The sequence below is a fragment of the Pseudomonas viridiflava genome, assembly GCF_003702045.1.
Lineage (GTDB): Bacteria > Pseudomonadota > Gammaproteobacteria > Pseudomonadales > Pseudomonadaceae > Aquipseudomonas > Aquipseudomonas viridiflava_C.
In genome coordinates, this window is record NZ_RBTP01000015.1 from 90452 (window position 1) to 105904 (window position 15453).

Sequence of the window (15453 nt, forward strand, 5' to 3'; positions counted from 1 at the left end):
CTCTGCGTGGGAATGCCGCTCAGGACGCTCCGTGTCCGGGCACGTTGGGCCGCCAAACGCTATCCACTCACCACCCTGACCGGCGAACCGGCGAAGAACGCCCGTGCGTTCTCGACCACCTGGCTGATGATGCGCTGGCGGGCTTCCTTGGCGCCCCAGGCGCTGTGCGGGGTGATGATCAGGCGCGGAATATCGCCTGCCAGCAGGGGATTGCCTGCGGCAGGTGGCTCGACGCTCAACACATCCGATGCAGCGCCGCCCAGATGACCATTGCGCAGGGCATCGGCCAGCGCCTGCTCGTTGATCAGCCCGCCGCGAGCGGTGTTGACGATGAACGCATGGGGCTTCATCAGGCTCAGTTCGGGCGCGCCGATCATATCGCGGGTGTTTTCGTTGAGCGGGCAGTGCAAGGTGAGGGCATCGATTTGGGGCAGCAGTTCCGCAAGCGGCAGACGATCCCCACGCGCTGGCCGTCCCGGAATCTGACCCAGCAGAACGCGCATGCCGAATGCCTCCGCCAGCCGTGCCACCGCGCCGCCCAGTTCGCCATGCCCCAGCAGGCCCAGCGTCTTGCCCTCCAGTTCGACTATGGGGAAATCCAGCAGGCAGAACTGCTTCGATTGTTGCCACAGTCCCTGATGCACGGCGTGCTGGTAATCCGGCAGGCGAGTGGCGAGCGCCAGCAGCAGAAGCAATGTGTGTTGAGCCACCGATGGCGTGCCGTAGCCCTGACAATTGCACACCGTTACGCCCTGTTCGTGGGCCGAAACCAGATCGACATTGTTGGTGCCTGTCGCCGTCACCAGCACCAGTTTCAGGTCGGGACAAGCCACGAACGTGTCGGCATCGATCACGATCTTATTGGTAATAGCGACCTGCGCACCTTTCAAGCGTTCTATCACTTGCGCCGGTTGCGTGCTGGCGTGCAGAACCAGTTCGCCGAAGCTTGCGTGCAGTGCCCCCAGATCCAGGTCGCCCAGGTCCAGCGAAGTGTGGTCGAGGAAAACTGCTCTGCCGGGATTGCTCATAGCTGTACCTTTTGCCAGGAAAATGAAAAGCGTAGTGTGAGCAGCCTATCAGAGCCAATGCTCGTCACTCTTTCCCAGGAGGCCCCATGTACTGGGCAGAATTTCTCACCGTCGCGTTGATCCATTTGCTGGCCGTTGCCAGCCCCGGACCTGACTTCGCGGTGGTGGTGCGCGAGAGTGTGACGCATGGCCGTAAGGCGGGCACATGGGCGGCGCTCGGCGTGGGTTCGGCCATTTTCGTGCACGTCGGCTATTCGTTGCTGGGTATCGGGATCATCGTTTCCCAATCCATCGTGCTGTTCAATGCGTTGAAATGGGCTGCGGCGGCCTACCTGCTCTACATCGGTTTCAAGGCGCTGCGCGCCAAGCCGGCCAGTGCCTCGGATGACCTCATCAAGCCTGCCGCGAGCGAGCGCACCGCTCGGGGTGCCTACGTGAGCGGTTTTGTCACCAATGGTCTCAATCCCAAGGCGACGCTGTTTTTTCTGTCGCTGTTCACCGTGGTGATCAACCCGCACACCCCGCTGCTGGTGCAGGGCGGCTACGGTATTTACCTGGCCGTCGCCACTGCGCTGTGGTTTTGTCTGGTCGCCCGCCTGTTCAGCCAGGCCCGGGTGCGTGCCGGTTTTGCCCGCATGGGCCACTGGTTCGACCGTGCAATGGGTGGGGTTTTGGTGGCGCTGGGCGTGAAGCTTGCGTTGACTGAGGTGCATTGAGTCTCGAGCCACTGCACAGGCCGGTCTGAGCCAAGGGAGAGCGGAATTGCGCTCGTGTGCCGCTTGCCAGACGCCTGCAAGCGCTCATGAACAAATCACCATTTCGGCTGATTTGCCTGGCGAGGCAAGTAGCTAGAGTCCATATTTCAGGCTTGGCCTGCGAACTTTGAAAAGGGACTCATATGTTACAGACTCGCGTTCTTCCGCCAGCCGATGGCGCTTATCAGTACCCTCTGTTGCTAAAACGGCTTCTGATGTCTGGAAGCCGCTACGAAAAAACGCGTGAGATCGTCTACCGGGACTCGGTTCGCTATACCTACCCTCAACTGAACGAGCGGATCTGTCGCCTTGCCAACGCGCTGACCGCTGCAGGCGTCAAGGCCGGTGATACCGTGGCGGTCATGGATTGGGACAGCCATCGTTATCTGGAGTGCATGTTTGCCATCCCCATGATTGGCGCAGTCATCCATACCGTTAACGTGCGCCTGTCACCCGAGCAGATCGCCTACACCATCAACCACGCCGATGACCGTGTCGTCCTGGTCAACAGCGAGTTCGTGGGGCTTTACCAGGCAATTGCGGGGCACCTGACCACCGTCGAAAAAACCCTGCTGCTGACCGATCTGCCGGAAAAGACCGCCGACCTGCCGAATCTGGTCGGCGAGTACGAACAATTGCTGGCCGCAGCGAGCCCCGAGTACGAATTCGAGGATTTCGACGAGAACTCGGTCGCCACGATGTTCTACACCACCGGCACCACGGGTAACCCCAAGGGCGTGTATTTCACCCACCGACAGCTGGTCCTGCACACGATGGGCGTGGCGACCATCATGGGCTGTATCGACAGTGTCCGGTTGCTGGGCACCGATGATGTCTACATGCCGATCACGCCGATGTTCCACGTACACGCGTGGGGTGTGCCGTACGCGGCGACGATGCTGGGGCTCAAGCAGGTCTACCCCGGTCGCTACGACCCCGAATTGCTCGTCGAACTGTGGCGCAAGGAAAAAGTGACGTTCTCCCACTGCGTCCCGACCATCATGCAGATGGTGCTCAACGCCAAGTCTGCTGCGGACATCGATTTCGGTGGCTGGAAAATCATCATTGGCGGCAGTTCGCTCACCCGCACACTCTACAAGGCCGCCAAGGCGAAAGGCATTCAGCTCACGGCGGCGTACGGCATGTCCGAAACCGGGCCGCTGATTTCCGTGGCGCACATCAACGAAGAGCTCAAGGCCGGCACTGACGACGAGCGTATTACTTACCGTATCAAGGCGGGTGTGCCCGGCATGCTGGTGGACGCAGCAATCGTCGATGAACACGGTAATTTCCTGCCTGCCGACGGCGAAACCCAAGGCGAACTGGTGCTGCGTGCGCCGTGGCTGAGCGAAAGCTATTACCGCGAACCTGGCAAAGGTGCCGAACTGTGGGCGGGTGGCTGGCTGCATACGGGGGATGTGGCCACGCTCGATGGCATGGGGTTCATCGACATTCGTGACCGGATCAAGGACGTTATCAAGACGGGGGGCGAATGGATTTCCTCGCTGGAACTGGAGGACTTGTGCAGCCGGCATCCTGCGGTGCGTGAGGTGGCCGTCGTCGGTATCGCGGATCCGCAGTGGGGCGAGCGACCGTTTGCGTTGCTGGTGGTACGCGAAGGTCACGAACTCGACGCTAAGATTTTGAAAGAACACCTCAGGCCGTTTGTCGAGCAAGGTCACATCAACAAGTGGGCCATTCCCAGCCAGATCGCGCTTGTTACTGAAATTCCCAAGACCAGCGTGGGCAAACTCGACAAAAAGCGCATGCGTCTGGATATCGTCGAATGGCAAAGCACCAACAGTGCGTTTCTTTCGACCCTTTAGCCTTTTTTCACCTCGTTCGCCTGCCGTACCGCTCAGGACGGCAGGCGCTTGAGTCGCCAGTGGTGACCCTCTGCTTGCCAAATCGCCAATTTCAGCCATTCTCCCCTCCAGGTCTGCTGTTCCGAACCTTCGGAACAGCCGGGCCAGAGGCGTTGATGCTGCAAATCACACTTTAGAGGGATCAAGCCTCAACGCCTGCTGGATATAGTCGGCATAGGGAATGCGCAAGAGCGGAGCCATACATTGTGTGTTAGCCATTCAGGCTGCCTGATGGATGTTGACAGTCGGTTATTGATTCGACGGTTGAGTCGTTTTTGGATGTTCCCCACTGCCATAACAATAAAAGCACAAGGAGTCGCGTCGATGACCACAACCAACCCCTTCTGGCGCCGGGCAAAATTGCCTTTGGCTGTCAGTCTCGCCTCTTCGCTCGCCGGCCCTGCTTTCGGCGTCACGTTCAATGTCGGTGAGATTGAAGGCAGCTTCGATTCATCGCTTTCGGTCGGTGCCAGCTGGTCGACCGAAAAGGCCAACAAGAACCTGATCGGCGCCAACAATGGTGGACGCGGTTTGTCGCAGACCTCTGACGATGGCCACTTGAATTTCAAGCGTGGGGAGACGTTTTCGAAGATCTTCAAGGGCATCCATGATCTGGAGCTGAAGTACGGCGACACCGGCGTGTTCGTGCGTGGCAAGTATTGGTATGACTTCGAACTCAAGGACGAAGGTCGCGAGTTCAAGGACATCAGCGACTCGGGCCGCAAAGAAGGCGCCAAGTCGTCCGGGTTCCAGTTGCTCGACGCCTTCGTGTACCACAACTATTCCATCGCTGATCAGCCGGGTGCCGTGCGTTTCGGTAAGCAGGTTATCAGTTGGGGTGAAAGCACCTTCATCGGGGGCGGTATCAACAGCGTCAACCCGATCGACGTGTCGGCGTTTCGCCGTCCTGGCTCGGAAATCAAGGAAGGCCTGATTCCGGTCAACATGTTCTACCTCTCGCAAAGCCTGACCGACAACCTGTCTGCCGAAGGTTTCTACCAACTGGAGTGGGACCAGACGGTTGTCGACAACTGCGGTACATTCTTCTCGCAGCCCGATGTGATCGCCGACGGTTGCGAAAACAACCTGGCCGTATTGCGCAGTCGCAGCGGCCTGAACACCTCGCTCGCCGCCGCCGGGCTTCCAGCCGCGGCACGTGGCGCGGTCTTCAACTCGCTCAGCCAACAGGGCGTGGTGTTCGGCAATCCTGACGAAGGCGCGGTCGTGCGCCGAGGCCCTGACCGTGATGCACGGGACAGCGGCCAGTTCGGTTTTGCCTTGCGCTACAACTACGAGCCGCTGGACACCGAGTTCGGCGCGTACATGATGAATTACCACAGCCGTGCGCCGATCTTCAGCGGTCGCGGTGGCTCGGCTGCCTCGTTCAGCCCGGCCGGTCTGGTGGGTTCGCTGGTGCGCAACGGTATTCCGCAAGCCACCGCCGCCCGTCTGGCACCTACCTTGCTGCCCGTCGTGGTGGCCGGTAACTCCAGCTACTACGTCGAATACCCCGAAGACATTCGTCTTTATGGCCTGAGTTTCTCCACCACGCTGCCCACCGGCACGGCATGGAGTGGCGAGATCAGCTACCGTCCGAACGCGCCGATCCAGGTCAACACCACCGACATCCTGTACTCGGGTATTTCGCCGCTCAACCCTAACGTGTCGCTGTTGAACGGACAGCCAAACACTGATCAACCCGGCTATCGCCGCAAGGAAATCACCCAGCTGCAGACCACCTTCACCCAGTTCTTCGATCAGGTCATGGGTGCCGAGCGCCTGACCCTGGTCGGCGAAGTGGGCTTCACGCACGTTGGCGGTCTGGAAAGCACGTCCGAGATTCGCTATGGCCGTGACCCGGTCTACGGCCCAGGCCCGCTGCCGGGTGGCCAGTGTGCGACGCTCAACGCAGGCACGTTGACCGGTGCCGATCAGAACAACCTGACCCGCTATTGCGAGAACGACGGATTCACTACTTCCAACTCCTGGGGCTACCGCGCTCGCGCCATCTGGGACTACAACAGCTTCTTTGCCGGTGTGAACCTGCGCCCCAGCGTGGCCTGGTCGCATGACGTCAAAGGCTACTCGCCAGGCCCTGGCGGCAACTTCGAGGAAGGACGCAAGGCGGTCAGTCTCGGTCTGGATGCCGAGTACCAGAATACGTATACCGCAGCCCTTTCCTACACCAACTTCTTCGACGGGAAGTACACCACGGTGGATGACCGCGACTTCGTTGCGCTCAGCTTCGGCATGAACTTCTAAGAACACGGTTTTTTCGGGATGACGATCAATATGAAAATAACAAAGGGTCTTTTGCAAGCCGGTCTGTTGGGCGTGTCGTTGTTGGCGACCAGCGTCATGGCGGCGGTGTCTGAATCCGAAGCGGCAAAACTGGGGACTTCCCTGACGCCGATGGGGGCCGAGAAGGCGGGGAACGCGGCGAACACCATTCCGGCCTGGACGCCCATGCCGAAGAATGCTGGAGCAGTGGACAGCAAAGGCTTCCTGGCGAACCCTTACGCCAGCGAAAAACCGCTGTTCACCATCACTGCAGCCAGCGTCGAACAGTACAAGGACAAGCTGGCTCCCGGCCAATACGCTATGTTCAAGCGTTACCCGGACAGCTACAGAATTCCTGTGTACCCGACGCACCGTGGTGCGAACGTGCCGGATGATGTGTACGCAGCGATCAAGCGGAACGCGACCACCACCAAGCTGGTCGGCGGCGGCAGCGGACTGGAGAACTTCGACACTGCCATCCCGTTCCCGATTCCTGCCAACGGCGTTGAGGTGATCTGGAACCACATCACCCGTTACCGTGGCGGCAGTGTGAAGCGTCTGGTCACCCAGGCGACTCCACAGCCTAACGGCTCCTACAGCCTGGTGTATTTCGCCGACCAGTTCGTGTTCCGCGACAAGATGCGCGATTTCGATCCGAAGAATCCGGGCAACATTCTGTTCTACTTCAAGCAGGAAGTGACCGCGCCAGCGCGTCTCGCCGGCGGTGTGCTGCTGGTCCACGAAACCCTCGATCAGGTGAAAGAACCGCGTTCGGCCTGGCTGTACAACGCCGGTCAGCGTCGCGTGCGTCGTGCGCCGCAGGTGTCGTATGACGGTCCGGGTACTGCATCCGACGGTCTGCGTACGTCCGACAACCTGGACATGTACAACGGCGCGCCGGATCGCTACGACTGGAAACTGGTCGGCAAGCAGGAAATGTACATCGCGTCCAACAGCCACAAGCTGGACGACCCGACGCTCAAGTACGCCGACATCATCAAGGCTGGCCACATCAACCAGGACCTGACCCGTTACGAACTGCGCCGCGTGTGGCACGTGACGGCCACCCTGAAAGAAGGCCAGCGCCACATCTACGCCAAGCGTGATTTCTTCATTGACGAAGACACCTGGCAGGCTGCGGTGATCGACCATTACGACGGTCGTGGCCAATTGTGGCGCGTCGCCGAGGCGCATGCCGAGAACTACTACGACAAGCAAGTGCCGTGGTACGCCATCGAAACGCTGTACGACTTGCAATCGGGCCGCTATGTGGCGCTGGGCATGAAAAACGAAGAGAAGCGTGCCTACGAGTTCGGCTTCACGGCTGGCACCAGCGACTTCACGCCCAACGCGCTGCGTCAGGAAGGCGTTCGTTAAGCAACGGTAGGTAGCGCCTCCGTATACAGGAGGCGCTACCTAAACGACGTTTGAACAGCAAAGCCCCGTCCGCGGGGCTTTTTCACGTTCGCCCACCCGCCTTATAAGCTGTAGGAATTTTGTTACAGTCTTTTCGGTGATGAACTTTCAAAACCCTTCTCGAACCCGCTAGTCTCCGAAACCGTTACGCCGAAAAAACTGATCCCTACAAGAGCCGGCCATGACTGATCTGTCCCGTATGCAAGGGTTTGCAGACAGCGCGATTCCTGCGTTGGAAGGACGATTTTTCCGACCCCCACTGCCTGATGGTCACGTTCCCAGACCTCGACTTTGCCAGCGTCTCCATGAGGGATTGTCCGGGCGACTTCTCCTGGTGTGCGCCCCGGCGGGCTTCGGCAAAAGTTCGTTGGCGGTCGAGTGCTGTCAGGCGTTACCCGATAAATGGCAGAGTGCATGGCTTGGGCTGAGTGCCAGAGACAGCGATCCCGGACGTTTTCTGGAGCGGCTGTTGAGCGGCCTGCAGCAGTTCTTTCCGCAACTGGGTGCCCAGGCGATGGGCCTGCTGAAAATGCGTCAGCGTCATCAGCCTTTTGCGTTCGAGCAATGGCTGGACGAGCTGCTTGAGGAGTTGGCCGTTCACTTGATGCTCAGTCAGCCGCTGTTGCTGGTTCTCGACGATTACCATCTGGCTCAAGGCCCCGTGCTTGACCGCTGTCTGCAGTTTTTGCTCAATCATCTGCCGGCTGGCCTGGTGGTCATGGTCACTAGCCGACAGCGGCCCGACTGGCATCTGGCCCGCTTGCGGCTCTCTCGACAGGTGCTCGAAATCAACGAGCATGATTTGCGACTCACGCAGGCCGAATCGATGGCATTGCTCGACGCACACCGTCGTTCGCTCGATAACGAAGCATTGCAACGGCTGATTCAACGCAGTGAAGGCTGGGTGGCGGGTTTGCGTTTCTGGCTGCTCGCTGCGGCCCAGGCGGGTGACGACATCGCGTTACCGCAGGCCTTGCACGGGGGCGAGGCGCTGATTCGGGAGTACTTGCTGGAAGAGGTCATCGATTGCCTGCCCGCCGAAGCACAGGCTTTTCTGTATGACACGGCCTGCCTCGACCGTTTTTGCGCGCCCTTATGCAATGCGGCTCGCGATGCCCACGACAGTGCAGACGTGCTGCGCTACTTGCAAGCGCACCAGGTATTTCTGGTACCACTGGACGAGCAGGGTCACTGGTTTCGCTATCACCACTTGTTTTCAGATTTGCTGCGCGACCGCCAGGCCAGCGGTCCGCAACAAACGCGTCTGCACCTGAACGCCTGCCGCTGGTTCAGTGATCAGGGGCTGATCGATGAAGCGGTTGAACAGGCCCTGCGTGCCGGGCACCTGGACGTTGCCGCCAATCTGGTGCAGAGCATGTCCGAAGAACAGCTGCTGGCCGAACAGAATGTCGGCATGCTGCTGCGCTGGAAGATGGACCTGCCCGATAGCCTGCTGACCAGTACGCCGCGTTTGATCGTGCTGTACGCCTGGGCGCTGGGGCTGGCCTGCCAACTGGACGCCGCCGAGGAACTGGCCAATCAGTTGAGTCGGTTTCTGCCAGCGCCGTCAGCCACGGCGCAGAAATCCATGCTCGCGCAATGGCTGGCGTTGAGTGGTGTCATTGCACGCGGTCGAGGTGACAGCGAAACAACCCTGCGTTATTGCAGCGAAGCGCTGCACAGCCTGCCGGAAAAGCGTTATGGACAGCGACTGGTGTGCCTGTCGACGCTGGCCAATCTGGCCATTGCCCAAGGTGATCTATGGCACGCCAGAGCATTGAATCGCGACGCTCTGGAGCTGGCGCAACGGGTCGCCAACCCCTTGTTCGAGGCGCTGGCCCACTATGACCGCGCCCGTACCTTGCAGGCGCGGGGCGAAATCCTCCGGGCGCTGGAGCAAGTGCGTCAGGGGCTGCAACGTCTCAAAGGCCTGTCCTCTTCAAGGCTGTATGCGGTGCGGGCGCGTTTGACCCTGTACGAAGGGTATCTGCTGGCGCTGCGCATGCAGGTCGATGCCGGTCGGGCCAGGTTGCTTGCCGGTCTTGCCGAAGCGCATGCCTGCCGCGATATCAGTGCATTGATCGGGCATTGCGTCATTGCCACGATGGAAGGGTGCCAGGGGCATTTTGCCGAAGCGTTCGCCGAGCTTGCCGAGGCCGAGCGCCTGATGCACATCTGGGACGTCCCGCCGATCTATTACCTGGCCATGATCACACTGGTCAAATGCGAACTCTGGCTGGCGCAGGGGCGTGTCGATCTGGCCGAAGCCTGGCTGTTGCGCCTGACCCAGACCTACACCGGCGAGCTGGCGGCGGGCGCACCTGAATGCCATCCTCAATTGCCTCAGCACATCGAATTGCAGCGCGCGTTACTGGACGGCATTCGCGGCGATCACGAGGCCTGTGAGCAACGCCTGGTGGCGCTACAGCAACACGCTCAACGCACGGGCGCGCAGCTGGTGAAACTGATCGCCATGACCCAGCACATCGGGCTGCTGCTCAACGCTGCACGTTACGACGAAGCGCGAGAGCGATTGATCCAGAGTCTGCACATCGCCGCTGGCGGTGCCCTGATGCCTTTTCGGACGCTGCTCACCAGGCATCCGCACTGGGTTCGCGAGCAACTGCTTCAGGCCCCCCCTTGTCCGGTACGTGAGGGATTGCTTGAACAGCTTCCGCCTTGCCCGTCAGCGCCCGTCGCAGAGTGGGTGCATGGCAGTGATTGCCTGAGCGTACGTGAAATGGAAGTGCTGCGTTTGATCGCGCAAGGCTGCTCGAATCAGCAAATCAGTGAGCAATTGTTCATTTCGCTGCACACCGTCAAGACCCACGCCAGCCACATCAACAGCAAGCTGGGCGTCGAACGTCGTACCCAAGCGGTGGCCAGGGCCAAGACGCTGGGATTGTTGAGCCAGTGACAGGCTGATCAGTCGGGCCTGGCGCCCGACCAGAAGTGATCGACGCTGTCCAGGCCCCAGTCGGTTGGCAATTCGATCTTGATAATGGCGTCGCGGTCTTCGGTACTGGCCAGATCAAGGACCTGTGGTGCAAACGTCTTGCGGGTTCGCGCCGACATGAACACTTTCACCTTGGGCAGCAGCAGGGATTTTTCGCTTTGCTCGATGACCACGCCCAGCCTCCCGCTTTCCAGGCGCACAAACGCGCCTACCGGGTAAATGCCCACGGTTTTGACGAAGCTGCGAAAGACTCGCTCATCGAAGTGCCCCTTCCACGACGCCATTTCACGAATCGAATGGGCAACGCCCCAGCCTTTTTTGTAGGGCCGATCGGACGTGATTGCGTCATACACATCGCACACCGCGCCCATTCTGGCGAGCAGGCTGATCTCAGAGCCTTGTAGCCCATGCGGATAGCCCGAGCCGTCGACCTTCTCGTGATGATGCAGGCACACGTCCATGACCATCTGCGCAACGGGCAGGTTCTCTTCGAGAATTCTCAAGCCCAGCTCAGGGTGGGCCTTCATGTGATCGAACTCTTCAGGGGTCAGTCTGCTCTGTTTGTTCAGGACTTCCGGCGCGATCTTCATTTTGCCCACGTCGTGCATCAGGCCCGCGACGCCTGCCTCACGAGCCAGGTCATTCGACATGCCCATCCGCCTGGCCAGCGCGACCATCAGCGCGCAGACCGCGACCGAATGCATGTAGGTGTATTCGTCTGAGGTTTTCAGACGGGACAAGCTGATGAGTGCATGCGGGTGGCGCAGAATCGAATTGGAGATTTCATCGACCAGCAACTCTACGTCATCCATCTGCATAGCCTGTCCCATGCGGGCTTCGGTGAACATGGTCATGACCACGTCCCTGGCTCGGCCACAGATCGCCTTGGCGCGTGCGACTTCCTGTTCCAGGCTGACTTCGGCCGTTTCGTCCTGGGCGGGCGCCGGGGCAGACGCGGGGATATGGTCTCGACCCTGACGGGTGTCGATCCAGACTTCCAGTGTGTCGGATGCCTGAATACGTTCCAGCACCGCAGTTTCCCGAAGAACGGTTTCTACGTGGGTGATCCAGAAGGGGTCGCTGTCCCAGGGGCGGCAAAATTTGTGGATGTGCATGCCAAGCGTCAGTTCGCCAACTGGGATCTTTTTCAGCATGCCCAATTCCCCGGGCCCTGTTCAACAGAGCCGCCGCCGAGGGGCGTGGGCGCAACGGACCCGTTTGATGGTCTGGCCAGGTTATGGATCGACATGACATCACCTCATTGACCGCAAGGATCATCCTGATCTCGTAACGCCAGTATAAGCAGCAGTTCAGGAAAAAATCTTGCGTATTTGGCTGACGCCAATAAGTTGGTTTATCTGCCTTTTTCTTATTAATCAGCAAGTTGAATCATGCGTGGTGTTCACGTCAATGACCCGATAAAAACATTCAATGAGCCTCTCGACTTGATCGGTGAAAGGCGATCTCCAACCGCTTTTTCATGGCACCGGGAGCAGACCCGGCAGAGGATGATAGCGACGGCCGAAATACACCAGCGCATCCGACTCGCTCTCGTGGCGGATACCCTGCACTTGGCAGAAGAGAATGTCGTGAGTGCCCACACTTACGGATTGGCTGATCCTGCAGTCCAGCGCCAGCTTGGCACCGTCCAGCACGGGGGCGCCAGTCAGGCCTTCCAGCCACTGTCCGCCTGCGAATCGCTCGGCCTGAGAGGTTTTGCCGCCGAACAGGTTGGAGAGCGCCTGCTGATCATGGCCCAAGGTGTTGACGCATAACGTGCCATTGCCGACGAACGCGTCGTACACCGATGCGCTGCGGTTGATGCAGACCAGCAGGGTGGGGGGTTGATCGGTCACGCTGCAGACTGCCGTCGCCGTGAAGCCGGCGCGGCCATGCGGGCCGTCGGTGGTGATAACGTTGACCGCAGCCGCGAGGCTGGACATTGCGTCGCGAAATTCAAGCTGGGTGACGACAGTGGCTTCGGTCGGGCTGATCTCGAATTGGGTAGGCATGGCAACGGTCCTTCAGGCTTGGGCGCTGAGAAAGTCGAGCAGGGCTCGGTGAAAGGGCTGTGGATCAGTGATGTTGGAGGCGTGACCGCCATATTCCAGAAGCACCAGCCTGGCGTCGGGCAAGGTATCGGCCAGATGCTGTGAACGCTGCCAGGGCACCAGCATGTCGTCGCGGTTGGCGATCAACAGGGTCGGGGTGCGTATGCCTGCAAGGCTCGCTTCGATGTCGAAGCTTTCCAGTGCGTGGATCCGCCGCAGCAGGTTGTCTGTGTCGGGGAAATGCGCCAGCGCATGCGCCTCGTCACTGGACAGCCGCGTGGTGTTCACCGCGATCCAGTCGGCCGGATAAAGAAACAGGGCCTGGGCTTGCACATAGGCTTCAGGCCCGCTGTTCAGCAGCAGCTTTTTGCGGACCGAAAAACAGCGGGCGCTGTGCGGGTTCGGACTGCTCCAGGCGTTGATCAGAACCTGACTCTGCATCAGGTGCGGACGCAACAGCGACAATTCCAGACCCACCAGCCCCCCCAACGCATGGCCCATGAAATGGCAGCGCTGAATGTCGAGCGAGTCGAGCACATCCATCAATTCGAGCGCCATGTGCCGGATTGAATAATCAGCAGGCAGTACAGCAGGGCTGCGTCCGGTCCCCGCATGATCGTAGACGAGCACCTGGTAATCCCGGGTCAGGATCGGCAGATCCTGTTCCCAGTACCGACTTGAGCCGCCCAGTCCCGAGCTGAGCAGCAGCGTCGGGGCATCGGTTTTTTGCGAAACATGCATTTCATGGAACATGCGGGTGCTCCAGGTGGGCGCCGAGCGCCCACGGTCGAGGTTCAGCCGATGTGGGCGATGCTGGCAATTTCGATCAGCGCGTCAGGTTTTACCAGGCCACACTGGATGCAGTAGCGCGCCGGTTTTTCGCCCGCGAAGTATTCGGCATAGACTTCGTTGACCTTCGCGTAATCGGCCCAGTCGCGAATCATGATCATGTTGAAGGTCACGTCATCCATCGTGCCGCCTGCGGTTTCAACCACGCTTTTGATGGTTTCAAGCACGTGGCGGGTCTGGGCAGTGGCGTCGCCGACATGCACCACGTTGTTGTCTTTGTCGAAGGGCAGGGTGCCGGACACATACAGCACACCGTCGGCCATCGAACCTGGTACGAACGGCGCGATAGGCTTGGTGGTGCCAGCAGGAATGATCGCTTTCTTGGTCATGCGCAAATCCTCACGAAGGTTGCCCAACCGGGCTGAAGGTGGTGCAGAAGTCATCGACGCTGGAAACCCAGCCGAAGAAGGTTTCGATGTTGAACAGGGCCGCCTGCTGAGCGAATTCGGGGCCTGCCTGATGGGTCGCGTCGGCCAGTACCACGCCGAAATATTCCAGGTGAAAGCCGTCACGCAAGGTCGATTCGACGCAGACGTTGGTGGCGATTCCGGTAAACACCAGGTTACGAATGCCTCGGCTGCGCAGCACGCTGTCGAAGCTTGAGTTGAAGAAACCGCTGTAGCGGATTTTCGGTACCACGATGTCGCCGGGTTCCGGTTTCAGTTCGTCGACCAACTGATAGTCCCAACCGCCCTTGGCCAACAGCTGGCCTTCAAGTTCGGGGCGCTTGCGCATGGTTTTCAGCGCGTTGGATTTGTGCCAGTTCGGCGAGCCCGGACCGCCCGCCTCGACGTAGGCCGGGTCCCAGCCGTTCTGGAAAAAAATCACGGGGATGCCGGCAGCACGTGCGGCGGCGCAGGCCCTTTTGATGTTGGCGATGACAGGCCCCGTACTGCTGACATCGAACCCGGCCAGGTCCAGATAGCCACCGAGCGAGGCGTAAGCGTTCTGCATGTCGACCACCACCAACGCCGTCTCGCCTGCTTTCATGCGCAGGGCTTCCGGACGGGCGGGCAGGTCGCGGGCGGGTTGCAGATCGGCTGGCAAATCCACGCCAGCAAACGTCGCAGGAGCGTTCATCAGATCACCTCCTTGAGCGGCAGGATGTGACGGCGACTGCTCATCAGCGGTTGAATCTTCTGGCCGAAATCTTCGACACCCTTCACGAAGTCGTCGAAGGTCAACATCACGCCCTGGGTGCCGGGAACACTGGCCACCTCGTCGAGCATCTTCGCCACGTTGGCCCATGAGCCGACCAGCGTGCCCATGTTGATATTGACCGCCGAGGTCGGGTCGGCCATCTGCCGCAGGTTCGAGCCCGCGCTCTTGTCGGCCGAGCCTTTATCGCTCAGCCAGGCGATGGCTTCCTCGTCGGCACCGTCCTTGATGTGCTCCCAACGAGCCCGTGCGGCTTCGTCAGTGTCGTCGGCGATGATCATGAACAGCACGCAGGACGTGACGTTGCGCCCCGTCTGTTGGTTGGCTTCGATCAGTTTTTGTGCGGTGGGCGCGAATGCAGTCGGGGTGTTCACGCCTTTGCCGAAGCAGAAGTTGTAGTCGGCGTATTGGGCAGAAAATGCCATGCCCGCTTCGCTTTGTCCGGCGCAGATCAGCTTCATGTCCGCTTGCGGACGGGGGCTGACGCGGCAGTCCTGCATGCTGAAATGCTCGCCCTGAAAATCGCTGCTGCCGTTGGCCCACAGGTCACGCAGCACCTGTGCGTATTCGGCCAGGTACTCGTAGCGGGTATGGAAGAACTCATCGCCCGGCCACAGGCCCATTTGTTCGTACTCGGGCTTTTGCCAGCCGGTGACCAGATTGATGCCGAAGCGGCCGTTGGAAATCGAGTCGATGGTCGAAGCCATTCGTGCCGCGATGGCGGGCGGAATGGTCAGGGTAGCCACCGTGGCGAACAGCTGGATCTTGCTGGTCACCGCAGCGAGCCCCGCCATGAGTGTGAAGGACTCCAGGTTGTGTTCCCAAAACTGCGTCTTGCCACCGAAACCGCGCAGTTTGATCATCGACAACGCGAAGTCGAACCCGTAGTCCTCAGCCTTTTGCACGATCTGTTTATTGAGTTCGAAGGTCGGCATGTACTGCGGTGCATTGCTGGAAATCAGCCAGCCGTTGTTGCCGATGGGAATGAAGATACCGATGTCCATATGAGGCCTCTCTGCGATAGTCGATGCGTGCCCCAGGGACAACGGGCGGCACTTGAATCGAACCTGCATGGAGCGGGCCAGTTTCTATTTA

The 15453-nt window shown here is 59.9% G+C and carries 12 protein-coding genes; 5 read left to right on the forward strand and 7 right to left on the reverse strand.

The window, feature by feature from the left end:
• Positions 1–59: 59 nt before the first annotated feature.
• On the reverse strand, positions 60–1028 hold the full coding sequence (locus ALP40_RS06720) for a 2-hydroxyacid dehydrogenase (RefSeq protein WP_122207523.1): 969 nt from the start codon (positions 1026–1028) through the stop codon (positions 60–62).
• An 86-nt stretch (positions 1029–1114) separates the two neighbouring features.
• Between ALP40_RS06720 and ALP40_RS06725 the strand changes: the two genes are divergently transcribed.
• The 5 genes from ALP40_RS06725 (at position 1115) to ALP40_RS06745 (ending at position 10261) form a co-directional block, all read left to right on the forward strand.
• Positions 1115–1744 carry a LysE family translocator gene (locus ALP40_RS06725; protein ID WP_122207524.1) on the forward strand — a complete coding sequence of 210 codons (630 nt, stop codon included), beginning with the start codon at positions 1115–1117 and terminating at the stop codon, positions 1742–1744.
• A 182-nt stretch (positions 1745–1926) separates the two neighbouring features.
• On the forward strand, positions 1927–3609 hold the full coding sequence (locus tag ALP40_RS06730) for a fatty acid--CoA ligase (protein ID WP_122207525.1): 1683 nt from the start codon (positions 1927–1929) through the stop codon (positions 3607–3609).
• Positions 3610–3972: 363 nt separating this feature from the next.
• Positions 3973–5910: a DUF1302 domain-containing protein gene (locus ALP40_RS06735; protein ID WP_122207526.1), complete on the forward strand. Its 1938-nt coding sequence runs from the start codon at positions 3973–3975 to the stop codon at positions 5908–5910.
• Positions 5911–5940: 30 nt separating this feature from the next.
• Positions 5941–7305: a DUF1329 domain-containing protein gene (locus ALP40_RS06740; protein WP_122207601.1), complete on the forward strand. Its 1365-nt coding sequence runs from the start codon at positions 5941–5943 to the stop codon at positions 7303–7305.
• Between the two features lie 220 nt (positions 7306–7525).
• A complete protein-coding gene (locus tag ALP40_RS06745; RefSeq protein WP_122207527.1) occupies positions 7526–10261 on the forward strand; it encodes a LuxR C-terminal-related transcriptional regulator in 2736 nt (911 codons plus the stop codon).
• An 8-nt stretch (positions 10262–10269) separates the two neighbouring features.
• Here ALP40_RS06745 and ALP40_RS06750 read toward each other — a convergent pair whose 3' ends face one another.
• From ALP40_RS06750 to rutA, 6 genes are all read right to left on the reverse strand, one after another.
• On the reverse strand, positions 10270–11454 hold the full coding sequence (locus ALP40_RS06750; protein WP_122207528.1) for an HD-GYP domain-containing protein: 1185 nt from the start codon (positions 11452–11454) through the stop codon (positions 10270–10272).
• A gap of 324 nt (positions 11455–11778) precedes the next feature.
• The gene (rutF, locus tag ALP40_RS06755; protein ID WP_122207529.1) at positions 11779–12312 is read right to left on the reverse strand and encodes an NADH-dependent FMN reductase RutF; all 534 of its coding nucleotides are present in this window, start codon (positions 12310–12312) and stop codon (positions 11779–11781) included.
• Between the two features lie 12 nt (positions 12313–12324).
• The gene (rutD, locus tag ALP40_RS06760) at positions 12325–13104 is read right to left on the reverse strand and encodes a pyrimidine utilization protein D (protein ID WP_122207530.1); all 780 of its coding nucleotides are present in this window, start codon (positions 13102–13104) and stop codon (positions 12325–12327) included.
• A gap of 41 nt (positions 13105–13145) precedes the next feature.
• Positions 13146–13529, reverse strand: a complete 384-nt coding sequence (gene rutC / locus ALP40_RS06765; protein WP_122207531.1) for a pyrimidine utilization protein C — start codon at positions 13527–13529, stop codon at positions 13146–13148.
• A 10-nt stretch (positions 13530–13539) separates the two neighbouring features.
• A complete protein-coding gene (gene rutB / locus ALP40_RS06770; protein WP_122207532.1) occupies positions 13540–14280 on the reverse strand; it encodes a pyrimidine utilization protein B in 741 nt (246 codons plus the stop codon).
• Positions 14280–15362, reverse strand: a complete 1083-nt coding sequence (rutA, locus tag ALP40_RS06775) for a pyrimidine utilization protein A (RefSeq protein ID WP_122207533.1) — start codon at positions 15360–15362, stop codon at positions 14280–14282. The genes rutB and rutA overlap by 1 nt, the downstream gene beginning before the upstream one ends.
• Positions 15363–15453 lie beyond the last annotated feature (91 nt).